The sequence below is a fragment of the Pollutimonas sp. M17 genome (assembly GCF_025836975.1).
Lineage (GTDB): Bacteria > Pseudomonadota > Gammaproteobacteria > Burkholderiales > Burkholderiaceae_B.
In genome coordinates, this window is the sequence record NZ_CP107548.1 from 3,276,092 (window position 1) to 3,294,756 (window position 18,665).

Consider the following 18,665-nt stretch of genomic DNA (forward strand, 5'->3'; position numbering starts at 1 on the left):
TTAAGCACGGGCGGCTGCGATGCGGCCGCCTCCGGTTGAGACGGGGCCGGGCTGGGCCGCGGCCGGTTCGTCATCCTGGTGGAACGAGGTCACTCGTTCAGCCAGCAGGTCGAAATCGAAACGTTCATTGCTGCGCAGGCTGATGGCGACGCACACCGCCGCGCTCACGCCATAGGCCGTGAGCGAACTGAGCAGCACGACATACTCGCGCAGGAATCCGATGGTGAAGGGCATGGACACGATGGCCGCGCCCACGCCCATCGCGATCGCGACACGGCGGTTGAAGAAGGCGAAGACCATCAAGCCGATCACCACCCCCAAGCCCAGCGATGCGCACAGCTCGAAGAACACCGCCACGATGCCGTCCAGCGGCAGGAGCTCGAAACGCGCGGTCGTGAACAGCGCGACTGCGGAAACGACGGCCCAGGTAAAGGCTTTGTTGCTGACCCGGTTCCAGTAGAAACTGACGATCACGGGAAAGACGATGGCTCCCCACAGCGCGCCCACGAACACCAGCATGACAAGGATGTCGAGCCGCAGGCTGGCGAATATCACGCCCAGCATCGTGGCGACCACCATGGTGATGCGCCCCAGCCACAGCATGCGCTTCGGGCAGGGTTTGCCGCGCGCCAGGTTCTTGCCGTAGACGTCGGTCATCACAATGGCCGACAGGGCGGACAGGTCGGAATCGGCGGTCGATGACAGCGACCCCACCACCAGGATGAAGAACAGCGCAATCCCGAATGGCGGCAGGTAGGTCGAGGCCATCTGTGGAATGATGTTGTTCATGTTGCCGTCGGCGGGCTCCAGCCCGACCAGCAGCGCCAGCAAGCCCAGCATGCCCAGGCCGATGACCACCGCGCCATAGCCGAGCGTCGCCGTCAGGAACGTGGACTTGATCAGGTCTTCACGCACGGCAAACAGGCGCTGCGCGATGGTCTGATTGCCGATCGCATAGGCCAGGACGGCCACGAAATAGGGTGCGCCCTGCTCGAGTATGGCTTTGGTCGAGAAAAAGTCCGCTTGCTGCTCGCTCAGGTTTCCCAGGTTCGCCGCCAGCATGTCCGTGCCGCCGGCATTGAAGAAGATCAGCGGAATGATCACCACCGCGGCCAGGATCATCGCGATCAATTGGGCGAAATCCGTCATGACCGAGGCGCGGAAACCGGACCACAAGGTGTATGACAGCACGCCCAGGCCGGCGATAAGCACTCCCTGTATGAAGCTGAGCGGACTCAGTATGGAAACCAGCGCGCCCGCCGCGGTGAAGTTGACCATCAGGCTGATGCAGCTGCCGATGAGGTTGGACACTGCCATGATGAGCTGGCTGGATGTGCCGTGGCGGGCCTGAATGACCTCGGCCAGCGTATGCGCCTTGGGCGCCAGCTTGCGGAAGCGCCGGCCGAAGGGATAGATGAACAGGATCATCAAGGCGCCCCACAAACCGTAGTGCAGCGGGCCGGAAAGCCCGTAGCGGTAGCCCGATGTCGCACTGGCGTAGAACGATGCCGCCCATATCCAGGTGGCGATCATGCTGGCGGCCGAGAGGCCGAAACCAATGGCGTTGTTCGACACCATGTAGCCGTCGACGTTCTCCTTCTTCTTCCCTATGAGCATTGAAAGCAGAAAGGTCAGTCCGTAGAAACCCACCAGCAGCATCAGCGCCGTGGATGTCGATAGTTTAAAAAAATCAGTTTCTTGCATCGGTAAAACAGTCCTCATGTGCATGGCCGCTGATATCGACGCGCGCAGTCAATCCCGCCCGCGCCGGGAACGACTGAGCTCCAGGGCAGACTGGTTGAAAGACACAAATCAGGTGCCTTGTTGCAGCACCGACAGGCAATGGCAAGACGCCGGATAGCGGCAAGGTTGCAAGCGCCTGTGAGCTGCGATGCCGGCCATGGGGCCGACGTTTGTTCCGCGACCGAATCCGGTCGGGCATATTGTTTCGGCTGGTTCCAGCCGGGCCGCCGCGTGGCAACCGTGTGACGGGAAAAATAATTCCCTGTAAATATCTGCCTGAAATCCCCGCCAGAAGCCTCCGGCGCGGACTCCTTCTCAGGCAGCGCTAAGTCTAGCATTGTAGTGCCGCGCGCCCGACAAGTCCAGACTGCTTGCCAAAGCCGCGGCAAGCGCAGCACGGTTTGCTGCGCCGAGCCATGCTGGAAGTATGATGAAGCACCTGATTTTCGAGGACGCGCCAGCCCTATGACACAGTCTTCAATCTTTGCCGGATACATGCTCGCCATGCGGCCGCCGGCCGCATCCGCATACCTTCCTGAACACGCCTGCTCTTTGCCTCGCCTGACGGGGCACGGCAGCCTGCCGTCGGCTTATCCAGTCACGGAGTTCGCGGCCGCATCGATAGGTACGGCCGCGCTGGCGCTGGCCCGCTACATGGAAGTGCGCTTCGGCACCCAAGCCGCGGTTTCAGTCGACCGGCGCCTGGCTTCCATGTGGTTCGCAACGTCGCTACGGCCCCAAGGCTGGCCGCTGCCCTCAGTGCGGGACCCGGTCACAGGCGACTATGCGGCCGCCGACGGATGGATCCGCCTGCATGCCAATGCGCCCCAGCACCGTGCCGCGGCGCTGGCCGTGCTGGACTGTCCTTCCTCGCATAAGGACGTCGCGCAGGCGATAGCGCAGCGGAGTGCCTTCGAGCTTGAAGACGCCATCGTGGCCGCCGGAGGCTGCGCGGCCGCCATGCGCACCAAGGCGGCGTGGGATGCGCATCCGCAAGGCCGGGCGTTGCACGCCGAGCCGCTTTTCCAGTATTCCGAAGCCGACGCCGGGCCGATGTTGGACGCTCCCGCCGGGCCACAGCGCCCCCTTGCCGGCATACGGGTACTGGACCTGACCCGCGTACTGGCCGGGCCGGTATCCACCCGTTTCCTGGCAGGCTACGGCGCGCAGGTACTTCGGATAGATCCGCCCTTCTGGGCCGAACCCGGCATGGTGCCCGAAGTCACGCTGGGAAAGCGATGCGCGCAACTGGACCTGCGCGAGCCGCGGCAGCTGGACCGTCTTGAATCATTGCTCGTGAATGCCGACGTACTGGTGCATGGCTATCGTGCCGATGCGCTGGAACGATTGGGTCTGGATGACGCAGCGCGCCAGCGCCTGCGCCCCGGCCTGGTGGATGTGTGCCTGGATGCCTATGGATGGACGGGCCCATGGCGCAAGCGGCGCGGATTCGACAGTCTGGTACAGATGAGCTGCGGCATCGCCGACGCCGGGATGAGGCATTACGGCACGTCGCAGCCGGCGCCACTGCCAGTGCAGGCCCTGGACCAGGCCACGGGCTATTTGATGGCGGCCGCCGTACTGGACGGCCTGTCCGCCCGCCGCCGGAATGGCCGCGGGTCGCGCACACGCCTGTCCCTGGCCCGGACCGCCGCACTGCTGATGACGCAGACAGCGACGACGTCGACGCCGCTCGACGCCGAAAGCCAGGACGACAGGATGCCGGAGCCGGAGCATACGCAATGGGGGCCCGCGCATCGTCTCAGGCCGCCTTGCGAAGTCGAAGGCGCCGCAATGCGCTGGGATCATCCCGCCAGCGCGCTGGGCAGCAGCCCCGCAAGCTGGACATGAAAAAAGGGGGCTGCCGGACAATGAGCTGGCAGCCCCTTTACGTTTTCCGGCCTTGCGCCTCAGCCGGCGGCCTGCTTCTTGCGCCGTTTCAGGTAGCGCAGCAGCGGAGGTGTGACGACGATCAGTATGGACACCACCCATAAGCCTTTGGAGATGTTGCTGTCATACAGCACATGCAGCTCGCCATTGGTTATGGACAAGGCGCGCCGCAGATTCTGCTCCATCATGTCGCCCAGCACCACACCCAGCACCAACGGCGCCATGGGGAGTCCGCCCTTGCGCATCAGGTAGCCCAGCCCGCCTATGCCCGCCACCATCAGCAGGTCGAAGCTGCCCGCATTGATGGCATAGACGCCGATATAGCTGACAGCCAGGATGCCCGGCACCATCAGCCAGCCCGGCACGGACAGCACCTTGGAGAACACGCGCACCATGGGCACGTTCATGATGAACAGCATGACGTTGGCGATGAACAGCGAGGCGATCAGGCCCCAGACCAGTTCAGGCTTGGTGTCGAACAGCACCGGCCCCGGCGTGATGTTGTACAGGGTGAGCGCCCCCATCATGACCGCCGTCGTGCCCGAACCGGGCACGCCCAGCGTCAGCATGGGCACGAAGGAACCGATGGCCGACGAGGTGGCGGCCGCTTCCGGCGCCACCAGCCCGCGCATGTCGCCGCGCCCGAACTTGGCCTCCGGATCCTTCTCTTCGCAAATGCGCTTTTCGTTGGAGTAGGCCACCGCCGCCGCGACGCTGGCGCCGGCGCCGGGCAGCACGCCCACGCCGAAGCCCAGGAAGGCGCTGCGCACGACGCTCCACCAGGTGTAGGCCACTTCCTTCAGGTTGAACAGCTTGCGTCCGCTGGATTGCACTTCGACCTTGTGGCCGGCCATGACTTTTTCCAGCATCTCCAGCAGCTCGGACACCGCAAACAGCGCGATGACCACCACAACGAACTGAATGCCGTCGAACAGATGCACCGAATCGAAGGTGTAGCGGTAGACACCCGAGTTGGCATCGACGCCCACGGTGGCGATGGCCAGCCCTATCATCGCGGACAGCACGCCCTTGACCGGCTGGTTGCCCAGCAGGCTGGTCAGGCAGCAGAACGCGAAAACCATCAGCACGAAGTATTCGGCCGGACCGAAAGCCAGCGCCCACTTGGCCAGCAAAGGCGCCAGCACAATGATGCCGACCACCGAAACGATGGAACCGAAGAAGGCCGACCAGGCCGACAGCGACAGCGCCACATTGGCCAGCCCCTGGCGGGCCAGCGGATAGCCGTCCAGCGTGGTCATGATGGCGCTGGCCTCGCCCGGCACGTTGATCAGAATGGAGGTGATCCGTCCGCCGTACTCGGCGCCCACATACACGGCCGCCAGCAGAATCAGCGCGGTCTCGGGCGGCAGGTTCATGGCGAAGGCGATGGGTATCAGCATGGCCACGCCATTGATCGGGCCCAGCCCGGGCAGCACCCCGACCAGCGTTCCGAAGAACGAGCCCAGCGCCGCCACCAGGAGATTGGTCCATGAAAAGGCGACCCCGAAGCCGATGCTCAAGTGAGCCAGGATATCGTTCATAGAAAATTCTCCAGAATGCCCAGTGGGAGAACGACGTCGAGCGCACGATCGAACAGAAGGAAAAACAGTACGCTCATGACAGCCCCACCCAGGGCCACCTTGGTCCATGCACCGCCGAAAAGGCGGCCCACCAATATCGTCATGGCCGTGGTGGCGATGATGAACCCCAATGGCTCAAAGAAGAAAGCGTACAGGAAGCAATAGACCACCATCAGCGCGATGCGGCCGTTCGCACCCGGAGGATTGGGTTCCGCCCTGCCGCGCCCCCGGAATGCCAGCCACGCGCCGCAAAGGGCGATAATGCCCGCCAGCAGCATGGGGAAGGCGCGGGGGCCTACGGGCTCGTAGGAGAACGGCGCCTGTATGCCCCATCCGAACCAAGCCATCAGCGCCGCGAAAACCAGAGCGGCGATGCCTAGTATCCGATCATTCATGCTTTACTTCTTGATCAGGCCGAAGGAATTCGCCAGCTCGGTGTAGGCCTTGACGCGCTCCTTGACGTAGGCATCGAGCTCGGCGCCGCTCTTGTTGAACGGGAACAGGCCCTGCTTCTTCTGCAGTTCGGCGAATTCGGGGCTGGCTTGCGTATTCTTGAACGCCTGCACCCACCAGTCGTAATCCGCGTCGGAGACCTTGGGGCCGACGTAGAAGCCGCGGATGATGGGCCAGTCGATGTCGAAACCCTGCTCCTTGGCCGTCGGGATGCTGGACAACTTGCCCGGCAGGCGTTCGCTGTTGAAGACCGCCAGCACGCGTATGGGCGCGCCGCCTTCCAGCATGATGAAGGCTTCCGCCGCATCGCCCATATAAGCCTGGATGTGTCCGCCGCGCAAGGCCGTGATGGCTTCGCCGCCGCCTTCGAATGCGACGAAGCGCATTTTCTTGTAATCGACGCCCGCCGCCTTCGCCGTCAGGGCGGCCTTCATCCAATCCTGGCTGCCCACGGTGCCGCCCGCGCCCAGCACGATCTTGCTGGGGTCGGCCTTGAATGCGGCCATCAGGTCCTTCAGATTCTTATAGGGGGAATCGTCGCGGACCACCGCCACGCCGAAGTCCGAGCCCACGGCGGCCAGCCAGCGGACGTCGTCGACGTTGTACTTGCCGAACTTGCCCTGCGCCAGATTGAGCAGCGAACCGCCGGAGAAGGCGATGATGCTGCCGCCGTCGTCGGGCTTCTGGGCCACCACGTGGTTGTAGGCAACGGCGCCGATGCCGCCCGGCATATAGATGATGCGCATGGGCGCCTTCAGCTGGCCCGCGGCCTTCAAGCCTTCCTGCGCCAGGCGGCAGGTCAGGTCGAACCCGCCGCCGGGCTGCGCCGGCGCGATGCATTCCGGCCGGCGCGGCTCCTCGGCGGACGCCACGCCCGATACCGCGGCCAGCGCTCCCACGCCCACCAGCAAGCCCGCAAGCTGCTTACAGATCCAAAGTTTGTTCATTCCAGTCTCCTGATTAGAAAATATAGGCGGGACCTCTATGCGGCCCTTCCATTACGAATCAGGGGCAAGCGTACGAAAGCTTTCCTTTCTAAAGGCTTTCAATTCTGGAATTAGCGCTTGCGGCGGCCTCGTCCGGGAGCGAATCAAGGGTAAACACCAATGTTGCACGGCAGCCCCGAGGCAAGGATTCCAGATGGAAATGCCCGCGATGGCGCTGCATGATGGCCTGCACGATCGCCAGGCCCAGGCCGGCTCCGGCGGTGTTCTTGCCCGCCTTGCCCCGGCGGAAACGCACGCCCGCGCGATCGATGTCGGGCTGCGACATCCCGACGCCGTTGTCCTCGACGGCGACGGTCGCCTTGCCCTCGTCCATGGATACCGCCACGGTGATGACGCCGTCCGGCGGCGTATAGCGCAAGGCATTGTCGACCAGATTGACGATGGCTTCCCGTATCTGCCATTCCAGGCCCCAGGTGTACACGGGCGCATCCCCGCCTTCCAGGCCCAGGTCCAGGCGCTTTGCGCGGGCGATGGGGTAGACGTCCTTCAGTATGCCGCGCGCCAGTTGCAACAGGTCGACCCGCTCCAGGTCTTCACCCATTTCAAGGAAGCCATTGTCCCGCGCCCGGGCCAGCGTAAGCATCTGGTTGGCCGTGCGCACCGCCCTGTCCAGGCCTTCGCCCATGGCCACCAGAGCCGAACGGACCTCTTTCGGATCCGACTCGCGCAAGGCATAACCCAATTGCGCGCGCAAGACCGTCAAAGGCGTGCGCAATTGATGCGAGGCGTCATCCAGGAACTGGCTTTGCACGCGGGCCTGCTGCGCATAGCGCTCCATATGCAGATTGATGGCGGTGACCAGGGGCTGGACCTCGGCGGGAATGTCCCGCGCCTCGATGGGGCGCAGGTCGTCATGATGGCGCCCTTCGACTTCCTGTCGCAGGCGCGACAAGGGACGCACGGCAAAGAGCACGCCGAACACGACGATCAATATCACCAGGGCCACGGTCACCAGGTCGCGGCCGATGGAGCGCAGCAGCATGGACTGGATGAAGGCCTCGCGCGTATCGACGTCTTCGCCGACCAGCACGACGACCCGCCCTCCGCGGTCGTTGTACAGCGGCGGATCCATGGCCCGCGCCAGAGCGGCGATGCGCACGGTTTCGCCCAGGTAATCGGCGTTGTAGTACTGGGGCACCCCCGAGATGAGCGGACGCTCCGGCAAAGGCAGTTGCTGGTTGCCGATGTCGGCCAGGCCGTCCTCGGTCATGACCCGGTAGTACACGTTTTCGTTGGCCGTCAGTTCGAAGAATTCCAGCATCAGATAGGGCAGCTCGATCGACAGCCCGCCGCTCGCGGTCGAAATCTGGTGATCGATGGACCGCAAGGCGCCGGCCAGCGAGCGGTCGTAGGCAAGATTGATCTGAGAGCGGAGCATGTGATTGGACAGCCACAAGGCCGTCATCATGAAAACAACCAATGCGGGCACCAGCCACCATAGCAATATGGATTTGAGTCCCGGTTCGCGGCCGGCAAGCGACTTGAGCCTAAGCATGGGCCGCAGCTTCCAGGCAGTAGCCCATGCCGCGCAAAGTCTCGATTTGCGTTCCTGTATTGACGAGCTTCTTGCGCAGGCGATGCACCAGCACCTCGACCGCTTCCAGGTTGATTTCGCGGTCGTCGGAGGCGATGCGGTCCAGTATCTGTTGCTTCGATATGGGCTCGCCGCTGCGTTGTATCAGCACCTTCAACACGGCGAACTCGCGCGGCGACAACGCCAGGGGCTGGCCCGCCACGGTGAAGCGCTGCGCCGCAGTGTCCAGGCTGAGCTCCCCCAGCGCCAGCCGTGGATGCTCACGCCCCCGGCTGCGCCGGATCAGCGCCACCAGCCGGGCTTCCAGTTCTTCGATGACAAAGGGCTTGCGCAGGAAATCGTCCGCGCCTTCGTGCAGGGTGTCGATGCGCTCGGCCAGCGAATCGCGCGCCGTCAGCACCAATACCGGCGTACGGTCGTCGCGCGCCCGAAGGCGGGCCAGGAAGGTGTGCCCGTCCATGCCGGGCAGGCCCAGATCCAGGATGATGGCATCGAACTCTTCCAACGCAAGCCGGCGCTCGGCCAGTTCGGCATCGTCGGCCCAATCGGCGATGAAGCCGCCGTGCCGCGCCAGGCTGCGCGTCAGCCAGTGGGCCAGCTCGCTTTCGTCTTCCACAAGGAGTATGCGCATAGATGACAGCCGTCCACGCTTACAGGATATGAAAGTTTATCCTGTAAGCGTGGACGGCTGCACGATGCTACACCGCGCGGTACGATGGCCCGCGCCTGCCGGGTCAGGAAGAAACCGCTTGCGGCCTGCAATCCTTGACCAGCACGTTGCCCACCGACGACGTCGTGCTGCCCAGGGTCTGCTGCGCATCCTGGGTCAGCATCCTGCCTTCCGCCTCGCCGGCGTTCTCGCGGGTGAATTTGTCCGTCGTCCAGGTGTACCCGTTGCCGCGGAAGGTATTGCCTACCATGTCCGCATTGCTGGTGGTGGCGCGCGTCAGGTCCACGGCCTGATTCTGGTATATGACCTTGGCGGCCAGCGCTTCCTCGCCCTGGAATGTGTATTGCACGCTGAGCGCCTGGTTCGAGCCCGGTCCGCAGCCGTATTCCACCGTTTTCTGCGAGAGCTCGCGGGCATCTTTGGGCGTCGAGCAAGCCGCCAGTCCGATACACATCATCACGCCTGCTATTGCTGTTAAATTACGGGTCATGGATAGTCCTTGTCGTTCCAGGCTCAAGGAAAGCTCTGAACAAGTCATTTCGAGCCTCCGCAGCGCCTGCTCTGGCTTTTTTTATACCATCGGCCATATGGCCGGCCTGTAAGCGCCCGTATCAAATTACCGCTTGCTACAACGATATTAAGCAAATAATTCAAATGCACGCCGCCGCCTCGAGGCTTACCCCGTTCCTGAATCGCTGGGGCGGCTTCATGGCTGTCGCCTTCGCCCTGACCATGGGCTTCGCGACCAGTTCCCTGCCCTCGCCGCTCTACCCCATCTATCAAGCGGACTGGCGGCTGCAGCCCAGCGAACTGACCTATATCTACTCCCTGTACATGGCCGGCGTGCTGACGGCGCTGCTCTGCCTGGGCCGGCTCTCCGATACACTGAGCCGATACACAGTGGTTTGCACTTCCCTGGTCCTCATGACGCTGGGCCTGCTGCTTTCGGGCGTAGCATCAGGTATCAACGCCTTACTCTTTGCGCGGGGCGTCATAGGGCTCGCCAATGGCTTATTGACAACGGCCGGCGCTTTCGCGCTGGCGGACACACATCCTGGAAAAGATCGCCGCGTCGCTTCGGTGGCGACCTCCGCGTCGATCGCCGTGGGCGTCGGCCTGGGCCCCTTGCTGAGCGGCCTGCTGGCGCAAACGGGTGTGGCGCCCTTGCGGCTGCCTTATTTCGTCGTGGCCGCGCTGGCGCTTTGCAATCTTTGGCTCACGTGGCGGTCGCGCCATACCTTTGCACCGCGCGCCGGGGCGCGAGCCCGCCTGTCCATCACCCCCAAGCTGGCGCTGCCGGGCAAGGCGACGCGCGCCGCCTTCCTGTTGGCCGGAGCCGCCGCCTTTACGCAATTCGCGGCGGGCAGCCTGCTGGCATCCCTGGTGCCGTCCTTTCTGTACAACCTGCTGCCCTGGAAGGGTCCGGCTGTGCCGGGCATCGCCTTCCTCATCCTTTCGACGGCGTCGGCGGCCACGCAGCTTTGGCAACGCAATATCGCCGCCGCGAAGGGCCTCGTCCTGGGGCTGCTGACCCTGGCAGGCTGCCTGCTTGCCCTTTGCCTGGGCATCTGGACGGGCAGCGCATGGGCTTTCCTGATCACGATGATCATGGCCGGCGCCGGGCAGGGCCTGTGTTTCATGGCCAGCACGCTGATCGCCGGGCAGAACGCGGACGAAAGCCGGCGCAGCGCCAACATGGCCACCTACTTTTCCATTGCCTACATCGGCGCGTCCATCCCCGTCATTGCCGTTGGCCGGCTGGCCGACCATTGGGGGCTGGCGCCCGCTGTTATCATTTTCAGCGCGCTGGCCGTGCTTGCGCTGGCCCTTCTGGCCTGGCTGGCCAGGAATATCCTGCCTTAGGAGCATATGGATGAGTGTGCAGCATATCGAAGCCTTGGCGAAGCGCGGCCCCGCGGGCCGCAACGCGGTGAAGCTGGCCGCCGCGGCCTACTTCCTGTTGTGGCTGGCGCTGGCGATCGAGCCCGTGGACCGCCCTGCCTGGCTGCTGGAAAACATGCTGGTCGCGGGCCTGTTCGCGCTGCTCTGGTTCATACGGCGGCTGTTCCGGTTTTCCAATGCCTCGCTGCTGCTGATCCTGCTGTTCCTGGCTCTGCATACCGTGGGTTCCCACTATACGTACTCCGAGGTCCCGTACGACAGGTGGTGGCAGGCTCTGACCGGCCACACCTTGAACAGCGTGTTCGGGTGGGAACGCAATCACTACGACCGGCTGGTGCATTTTTCCTATGGGTTGCTGCTGGCCTATCCCATACGCGAATTTTTCCTGCGCATTGTCGAGGTGCGGGGATTCTGGGCCTACTTCCTGCCGCTGGACTTCACCCTGAGCACGTCGGCGCTGTACGAACTGATCGAATGGGGAGCGGCCATGCTGTTCGGCGGCAACCTGGGCATGCAGTATCTGGGCACCCAGGGCGACATCTGGGATGCGCACAAGGACATGGGACTGGCCGCGCTGGGCGCCTTGATCGCCATGCTGGCCGCCGCCGCGATCAATGCGCGGCTAAGGCGCGACCTGGCCTGGGAATGGTCGAGCGCCATGAAAAAGCCCGATTCCAGCCGCTAGACGGCAGGCGCGCCGCCCTTTGGCCGGACGGCGCCTGCCTCGGGCCGCCCGCTATTCCCTATTCCTTTACAGCGCCGGTCATGCCCGAGACGTAGTACTCGACGAAGAAGGAATAGACGATCGCCACCGGCAGCGAACCCAGCAGCGCCCCCGCCATCAGCGCGCCCCAATGATAGACGTCCCCCTCGACCAGTTCGGTGACGATGCCCACCGGCACGGTCTTTATTTCGGACGATGAGATGAAGGTCAGGGCGTAGATGAACTCGTTCCAGGACAAGGTGAATGCAAAAATGCCGGCCGAGATCAGCCCCGGCACAGCCAGCGGCAGGATGATCTTGACCAGTATCTGCCAGCGGGTGGCCCCGTCGATCAGCGCGCACTCTTCCAGCTCGTAGGGTATGGACCGGAAATAGCCCATGAGCAGCCAGGTGCAGAACGGAATGAGGAAGGTCGGATAGGTCAGGATGAGCGCCATGCGGGTATCGAACAGCCCCAGCTGGAACACGATGGCGGCCAGGGGGATGAACAGGATGGACGGCGGGATGAGGTAGGCGAAGAATATGCTCAGGCCGATCTGCTTGGAACCCTTGAAGCGCAAACGCTCGATGGCATAGGCCGCGAACACGCTGGCCGCCAGCGAAATAATGGTGGCGGCGGTGGACACGATGACGGTGTTCCATAGCCAGCTCGGAAAAGGCGTGTCGAACAGCAGGTGCTTGAAATGGCTGAGTGTGGGCGCGAAGACCCAGAAGGGATTGACGCTGCTCAGCATCTCTTCGTTGGGCTTGAACGCCGTCATGGCCATCCAGTAGAACGGGAAAAGCAGCACGAAAACGAAAATGCCCAGTGGAATATAGATGGTGACCCATCGGCGCGGCAGGGATTGCAGGTAATCCATGCCTTGCTGGTCGATGTCCTGTGTCTTGCTTTTTCTCATTTGTCGTCCCCGCGTTGCCAGGCCCGGCGCTGCAGCCCGAAGTAGGAAAACATGATGGCCGCCAGCAGGAAGGGGATCATCATGATGGCCAGCGCGGCGCCTTCGCCCAGCGATCCACCCGGTATGGCGCGCTGGAAGGACAGGGTCGTCATCAGGTGGGTGGCATTCAGGGGGCCGCCGCGCGTCAACACGTAGATCAGCTGGAAGTCGGTGAACGTGAACAGCACCGAGAAGGTCATGACCACCGCAATGATGGGCGTCAGCAAGGGCAGGGTCACGTAGCGGAACTGCTGCCAGGGCGTGACGCCGTCGATGGAAGCGGCTTCGTACAGTGCCGGCGAAATGGTCTGCAGGCCGGCCAGCAGCGTAATGGCCACGAACGGGATGCCGCGCCAGACATTGGCGAAAATGGTGGAAAAGCGGGCCATCCAGGGATCGCCCAGGAAATTGATGTAGGTGTCGATCAGGCCCAGCTTGACGAGAGTCCAGCTGATGATGGAGAACTGCGCGTCGTATATCCACCAGAAGGCCAGCGCCGACAAGGCCGTGGGCACGATCCAGGGCAGCAGCACGATGGACCTGAAGAAGGCCTTGAAAGGCAGGTTCTTGTTCAGCAGCAGCGCCAGCCACAGGCCCAGCGCGAACTTCAGGATACTGGCGATCACCGTATAGAAAATGGTATTGAACAAGGCCAGTTGGCTGACCGAATCGCCTATCAGGTAGGCATAATTGCCCAAGCCTATCCATTCGCCGGCCCGCCCTATCTTGGCATCGGTGAAACCCAGCCAGATTCCCAGCCCCAAGGGGTAGGTCAGGAACAGCACCAGGATAATGACCAGGGGCAGCATGAAGACAAGCCCCAGGACATTGCTGTTGTTCAGTGCGCGTGAAAGCATGTTCTTTCCCGGATTGAAGGCCTATCCCGCCCGCCCCGGCATCGCCGAAGCAGGCAGGATGGCCGAACCGCCCGACCAGCCGGGCGAGATGCCCTTAGGTCTTGTAGTAGCGCTTGGCCCGTTCCGCCGCCTGCGCCGCCGCCTCTTTGGGTGTCTTGGCTCCGCTGGCGGCGTTGGCGATCATGTCCAGCACCACATAATCGGCCATCACGGCCGCAGAAGCCGTGCCCAAAGGACCCGCATGGCCGTTGTCCAGCATGAGCGCGGCCGCGTCGCGGTACACCGTGTGCTTGGGATCGACCGTCCATATCGGGTTGGCCTCGTAGGCTTTCAGCGGCTGGCTGACGTAGCCGATGGCCGCTTCCATCCAGGGGTTGTACTGGTCGGCTTCCATCATGAACTGCATGTAGGCCTTGGCCGCATTGGGGTACTTGGAATGCTTGAACAGCATCATCTGGGTGATCTGCATCAGTTCCGTCGGCTTGCCGATGGGGCCGATGGGCAGGTGGGCGTGCTGAATGTCGTCCGCCATGGCCTTCATCTTGGGATCCTGGGAATTCTTGGCGGAGTAATAGACCGAGATGCCGTTGGCGGTCATGCTGACCTGCCCGTCAAGGAAGGCCTTGTTATTGGATGGGTCCTGCCATGACAGCGTGCCCGGCACAAAAGTCTTGTAGAGCTCCTTGGCGTACTCCAGCGCCGCCCAGGTCTCGGGCGAATCGATCACCACATTGCCCTTGGTGTCGACCATCATGCCGCCGTGCGACCACAGCAGCCAGTGCGCCCAGTTGTTGCCGTCGCCCACCGCCTTGCCCAGGGCGAAGCCGCAAGGCGTGTCCTTGGCCTTGAGAGCCTGGCATAGCTTGAGGAAACCGGCCGTATCCTTGGGCACCCCATCGAACCCCGCCGCCTTGACCTGGCTTTCGCGGTAGCACAGCGCATTGCCCACCACGCCCAGCGTGATGGCGATCCAGCGGTCGCCGCGCATGCCATAGCGCTTGCACACGTCGTACCAGCCGCCGTATTTCTTGTCCAGGTAATTGGCCAGGTCGGTCAGGTCGACCAGTTTGTCGGGATACTGATGCGGATCGTCGAACCAGCCTATGACGATATCCGGACCGCTGCCCACGCTGGCCGCGACCGCGGCCTTGGGGCGGACATCTTCCCAGCCTTCGTTGTCCACACGAACCTCGATGCCGGTTTTCTCGGTGAACTTCTTGGTATTGGCCATCCAGAGCTCTTCGTCGCCCTGCACGAAGCGCTTCCATCGCAGCACGCGCAGCTTGGCGTCTTTTTCCGGCTGGATATTGAGGGTGTCGGTTGCTGCATGGGCGCTGCCGCCCATTGCCGACGCCGCCGCGACCGATGCCGTAGACACCAGAAAATCGCGTCTTGTAAGTTTTGTCATGTCTCCACTCCTTGGTTGATGGAACAAGGTTCCGTATAAAGCGGCCTACACTTCGGTTACCTACTTCAACTGCTGATGAGCGCCTTGCCGGTTCCGGCATCGAACAGATGCGTACGCTCGTGATCGGGCATGAGCCGCAGGCTGTCGCCGGCGGAAAAATCGTGCCGTTCGCGAAAGATGGAAATCAGATCCGTGTTGCAGAAGCGGGAATAGACTTCCGTATTGGCGCCCGTCGGCTCTACCACGCCGACTTCGGTTTTCATGCCCTGGCCCGAGGTATCGATGGAAAGGTGTTCGGGCCGCACACCGTAAATCACGCTCTGTCCGTCTTCGCCGGCCACGGAGCCGTTGCGGCGCGGTGCCGGCAGCCGGGTGCCGTCGGAAAATTCCACCTGGGCGCCGCCCGGGTCACGGCGCAGCACGCCGGGAATGAGGTTCATGGCCGGCGAGCCGATGAAGCCCGCGACGAACAGGTTCTCGGGGCGATCGTAGAGATCGAGGGGCCGGCCCCGCTGTTCGACGATGCCGTCGCGCATGACCAGGATCTGGTCGGCCATGGTCATGGCTTCGATCTGGTCGTGGGTGACGTAGACCGATGTGGTGCGCAAGCGCTGGTGCAGCGCCTTGATCTCGGCCCGCATCTGCACGCGCAGCTTGGCATCCAGGTTGGACAAGGGCTCGTCGAACAGGAAGACCTGCGGGTCGCGCACGATGGCCCGGCCCATGGCCACACGCTGGCGCTGGCCACCGGACAACTGGCGGGGATAGCGCTGCAATAGCGCGCCCAGGCCCAGGATTTCGGATGCGCGGTCGACGCGCTGGCGTACGGTTGCCTTATCGATCTTGGCCAGCATGAGCGAGAACGCCATGTTGTCGAACACGGTCATGTGCGGGTACAGGGCGTAGTTCTGGAACACCATGGCAATATCGCGCTCTTTGGGCGGCACGTCGTTCACGACGCGGCCATTGATCAGGATCTCGCCTTCGGTGATCTGCTCCAGGCCCGCGAGCATGCGCAACAGGGTGGATTTTCCGCAACCGGAGGGGCCGACGAGCACCGCGAACTGGCCGTCCTCGATGTCGATGTCAACGCCCCGTATGACCTGCGTGCCGCCGAAATACTTCTGTATTGCCCGTATCTGCACTGATGCCATGCCTCGTTCCTTTCTGTGTTTGTGCTACTTACGGATGACTGTTCCTTCCTTCTGCAACAACATAGGTGGGCCTGCCCGTTCTGGCCCAGTCGATCAGGTTCTGCGCCGCCTTGCGCCTTAATTCACGCTCGGCGGTCTGGGAATAGAAGGCCGCATGAGGCGATAGCAGCACCCTGGGATGCTGGACGATGCGCGAACCCGTGTCGGGCGGCTCGACAGGCAGCACGTCGAGCCCCGCCGAGTCCAGCACACCCCGGTCGAGCGCATCGAGCAAGGCGTCCGTGTCGACCACCGGCCCCCGGGACGTGTTGACCAGCACGCTACCCGGCTTCATCAAGCCCAGCAGATCGCGGCCGACGATGCCCCGGGTTTCAGCCGTAAGCGGCACATGCAGCGTCAGGGCGTCACTGCCCGAAAAAAGCTCTTGCAGCGTCACCCGCTCGACATAGGCCGGGAAATCGCCGTCGATGATGTAGGGATCGCAGGCAATGACGCGCTTGAAACTGGGCCCCGCAATATGCGCCATGCGTTTGCCGATACGGCCCAGGCCCAGTATGCCCAGGGTCATGTCGGATACGCGGCGCATGACGCCCGATGAGGTGAAGTGCCACGTGCCGGCCTTGACGTCGCGATCGTAGAAGGCAATGTGCCGCAGCAACGACAGCATCATGGCGAAGGCATGTGTGGCCACTTCGCCCACGCCGTAATCGGGCGAATTGCCGACCCATACGCCGTGTTCGCGGGCGTCGGCCACATCGACAGTATCGTAGCCGGCGCCGTAGCGACTGACTATACGGATATCCGGCCGGGCCGTAAATACCTTTTTATTGACCGGCGCATACTGGACCAGCAGGCCCTGGCATCCGGCCGAGGCGTCGATGACGTCGGCCTCGCTGCGGCATTGCGCCACGACCAGCTCGATGCCCGCCGCGCCGTACAGCGACTGTTCGAGTTCCAGGTCGGGAAAATCGTAATCGGTAATGAGTACCTTCATGCGCGCTTCCTTGAGCTCAAGGCCCCTTGGCAGACCCTAATGGCTGTCCTTGGGAATGCCGGCGCCGCTCTTGCCGACCAGGAAGTCCAGGTCGGCGCCCTTGTCCGCCTGCTGCACATGGTCCACATACAGCTTGACCCAGCCGCGGTGCATCGGAGCGGGCGGCGGGCTCCATGCGGCGCGCCGGCGTTCGAGTTCGGCGTCGGATACCAGCAAGTGCAGCGTGCGGGCGGGAACGTCGAGTTCGATCATGTCGCCGTCCTGGACCAAAGCCAGAGGCCCGCCGGCGGCGGCTTCGGGCGCCACATGCAGCACCACCGAGCCGTAGGCGGTGCCGCTCATGCGGGCGTCGGAAATGCGCACCATATCGGTGATGCCCTTGCGCAGCACCTTGGGCGGCAGGGGCATATTGCCCGCCTCGGCCATGCCCGGATAGCCCTTGGGGCCGCAATTCTTCAGGACCAGGATGCAGTTCTCGTCGACATCCAGGTTCTCGTCGTCCAGGCGCTGGTGCATGTGATCGCTGTTTTCGAAGACCACCGCCCGGCCTGTATGCTTGAGCAAGGCCGGCGTTGCCGCCGAAGGCTTGATCACCGCGCCGTCCGGACACAGGTTGCCGCGCAGGATAGCGATACCCGCATCGGGCTTGAAGGGATCGTCGAAGGCCCGAATGACTTCGCGGTTCCAGTTGGGCGCGTCCTTGCAGTTGTCCCAGAGGGTGTTGCCGTTGACCGTCAGCGCACTGCGGTCTATGACGGACTCGAGCTCGCGGATGACCGCCGGCAGCCCCCCCGCGTAATAGAAGTCTTCCATCAGATGTTTGCCGGAGGGCTGCAGATCAACCAGACAGGGCAGGCCATGGCCCAGCTTGTCCCAGTCGTCCAGGGTCAGGTCGACACCGATGCGGCCCGCGATGGCCAGAAGATGGATGACCGCATTGGTGGAGCCGCCTATGGCGGCATTGACCCGTATGGCGTTCTCGAAAGCCGCGCGCGTCAGGATGCGCGACATGATCAGGTCGTCCTTGACCATCTGGACAATGCGGCGGCCGGAAGCGCGCGCCAGCACATTGCGGCGCGCGTCGACGGCCGGAATGGCCGCATTGCCAGGCAGGCTCATGCCCAGCGCCTCGACCATGCTGGCCATGGTCGAGGCCGTGCCCATGGTCATGCAGTGGCCATGAGAGCGATGCATGCAGCTTTCGGCTTCGAAGAATTCTTCCTGGCTCATGTTGCCGGCGCGCACGTCTTCGGACATCTTCCAGACATCGGTGCCCGAGCCCAGCTCGCCGCCCCGATACTTGCCGCTGAGCATGGGCCCGCCCGACACCCCTATGGTGGGAAGATCGCAGGACGAAGCCCCCATGAGCAGCGACGGCGTGGTCTTGTCGCAGCCCATGAGCAGCACGATGCCGTCCAGCGGATTGCCGCGTATGGACTCTTCGACGTCCATGCTGGCCAGGTTGCGAAACAGCATGGCGGTGGGCCGCAGCAAGGTTTCGCCCAGCGACATGACGGGAAATTCCAGCGGAAAGCCGCCGGCCTCCCAGACGCCGATCTTGACCTGTTCGGCCAGCGTCCGGAAATGCGAGTTGCACGGCGTCAGCTCGGAATAGGTATTGCAGATGCCGATGACCGGCCGGCCATCGAACTGATCGTGAGGAATGCCGCGATTCTTCATCCAGGAGCGGTAGATGAAGCCATCGCGATCCTGGCGGCCGAACCAAGCCTGGCTGCGGCGTGTTGGACGTTCTTTATTGCTCAAGACCATGTCCCCTTTTTTTCGAGCAAGTCATCAGATACCGCTATCTCT

At 63.2% G+C, this 18,665-nt stretch carries 16 protein-coding genes; 3 read left to right on the top strand and 13 right to left on the bottom strand.

Annotated features, from left to right (window positions below; translation table 11 throughout):
- Positions 1 to 1,704 (bottom strand): sodium:solute symporter family protein, encoded by a 1,704-nt coding sequence (locus OEG81_RS15445; protein ID WP_264130167.1) that lies wholly within the window; start codon positions 1,702 to 1,704, stop codon positions 1 to 3.
- Between the two features lie 504 nt (positions 1,705 to 2,208).
- Here OEG81_RS15445 and OEG81_RS15450 point away from each other — a divergent pair.
- Positions 2,209 to 3,594: a CoA transferase gene (locus OEG81_RS15450; RefSeq protein WP_264130168.1), complete on the top strand. Its 1,386-nt coding sequence runs from the start codon at positions 2,209 to 2,211 to the stop codon at positions 3,592 to 3,594.
- A 59-nt stretch (positions 3,595 to 3,653) separates the two neighbouring features.
- Here OEG81_RS15450 and OEG81_RS15455 read toward each other — a convergent pair whose 3' ends face one another.
- The 6 genes from OEG81_RS15455 to OEG81_RS15480 all read right to left on the bottom strand — a co-directional run bounded on the left by OEG81_RS15455 (position 3,654) and on the right by OEG81_RS15480 (position 9,367).
- Positions 3,654 to 5,174 (bottom strand): tripartite tricarboxylate transporter permease, encoded by a 1,521-nt coding sequence (locus tag OEG81_RS15455; RefSeq protein ID WP_264130169.1) that lies wholly within the window; start codon positions 5,172 to 5,174, stop codon positions 3,654 to 3,656.
- Positions 5,171 to 5,608: a tripartite tricarboxylate transporter TctB family protein gene (locus OEG81_RS15460; RefSeq protein WP_264130170.1), complete on the bottom strand. Its 438-nt coding sequence runs from the start codon at positions 5,606 to 5,608 to the stop codon at positions 5,171 to 5,173. The genes OEG81_RS15455 and OEG81_RS15460 overlap by 4 nt, the downstream gene beginning before the upstream one ends.
- Positions 5,609 to 5,611: 3 nt before the next feature.
- Entirely contained in the window at positions 5,612 to 6,613 is a 1,002-nt protein-coding gene (locus OEG81_RS15465; RefSeq protein ID WP_264130171.1) for a Bug family tripartite tricarboxylate transporter substrate binding protein, read from the bottom strand.
- Positions 6,614 to 6,701: 88 nt separating this feature from the next.
- Entirely contained in the window at positions 6,702 to 8,168 is a 1,467-nt protein-coding gene (locus OEG81_RS15470; protein WP_264130172.1) for a sensor histidine kinase, read from the bottom strand.
- On the bottom strand, positions 8,161 to 8,838 hold the full coding sequence (locus OEG81_RS15475; protein ID WP_264130173.1) for a response regulator: 678 nt from the start codon (positions 8,836 to 8,838) through the stop codon (positions 8,161 to 8,163). Before OEG81_RS15475 ends, OEG81_RS15470 begins: the two co-directional genes overlap by 8 nt.
- Before the next feature lie 103 nt (positions 8,839 to 8,941).
- Entirely contained in the window at positions 8,942 to 9,367 is a 426-nt protein-coding gene (locus OEG81_RS15480; RefSeq protein WP_264130174.1) for a hypothetical protein, read from the bottom strand.
- Between the two features lie 164 nt (positions 9,368 to 9,531).
- Here OEG81_RS15480 and OEG81_RS15485 point away from each other — a divergent pair, with 164 nt between their 5' ends.
- Both OEG81_RS15485 and OEG81_RS15490 read left to right on the top strand, forming a co-directional pair.
- The gene (locus OEG81_RS15485) at positions 9,532 to 10,740 is read left to right on the top strand and encodes an MFS transporter (RefSeq protein ID WP_264130175.1); all 1,209 of its coding nucleotides are present in this window, start codon (positions 9,532 to 9,534) and stop codon (positions 10,738 to 10,740) included.
- Between the two features lie 10 nt (positions 10,741 to 10,750).
- On the top strand, positions 10,751 to 11,464 hold the full coding sequence (locus OEG81_RS15490; protein ID WP_264130176.1) for a DUF2238 domain-containing protein: 714 nt from the start codon (positions 10,751 to 10,753) through the stop codon (positions 11,462 to 11,464).
- A 58-nt stretch (positions 11,465 to 11,522) separates the two neighbouring features.
- Here OEG81_RS15490 and OEG81_RS15495 read toward each other — a convergent pair whose 3' ends face one another.
- The 6 genes from OEG81_RS15495 to araD form a co-directional block, all read right to left on the bottom strand.
- The gene (locus tag OEG81_RS15495; protein WP_264130177.1) at positions 11,523 to 12,401 is read right to left on the bottom strand and encodes a carbohydrate ABC transporter permease; all 879 of its coding nucleotides are present in this window, start codon (positions 12,399 to 12,401) and stop codon (positions 11,523 to 11,525) included.
- A complete protein-coding gene (locus OEG81_RS15500; protein WP_264130178.1) occupies positions 12,398 to 13,297 on the bottom strand; it encodes a carbohydrate ABC transporter permease in 900 nt (299 codons plus the stop codon). The genes OEG81_RS15495 and OEG81_RS15500 overlap by 4 nt, the downstream gene beginning before the upstream one ends.
- 94 nt (positions 13,298 to 13,391) lie before the next feature.
- Positions 13,392 to 14,705 carry an ABC transporter substrate-binding protein gene (locus OEG81_RS15505; protein WP_264130179.1) on the bottom strand — a complete coding sequence of 438 codons (1,314 nt, stop codon included), beginning with the start codon at positions 14,703 to 14,705 and terminating at the stop codon, positions 13,392 to 13,394.
- Positions 14,706 to 14,770: 65 nt separating this feature from the next.
- A complete protein-coding gene (locus OEG81_RS15510) occupies positions 14,771 to 15,859 on the bottom strand; it encodes an ABC transporter ATP-binding protein (protein ID WP_264130180.1) in 1,089 nt (362 codons plus the stop codon).
- A 28-nt stretch (positions 15,860 to 15,887) separates the two neighbouring features.
- Complete coding sequence (locus OEG81_RS15515) at positions 15,888 to 16,853, bottom strand: C-terminal binding protein (RefSeq protein WP_264130181.1); 966 nt, start codon at positions 16,851 to 16,853, stop codon at positions 15,888 to 15,890.
- A gap of 36 nt (positions 16,854 to 16,889) precedes the next feature.
- The gene (gene araD, locus OEG81_RS15520; protein ID WP_264130182.1) at positions 16,890 to 18,623 is read right to left on the bottom strand and encodes an L-arabinonate dehydratase; all 1,734 of its coding nucleotides are present in this window, start codon (positions 18,621 to 18,623) and stop codon (positions 16,890 to 16,892) included.
- Between the last annotated feature and the right edge of the window lie 42 nt (positions 18,624 to 18,665).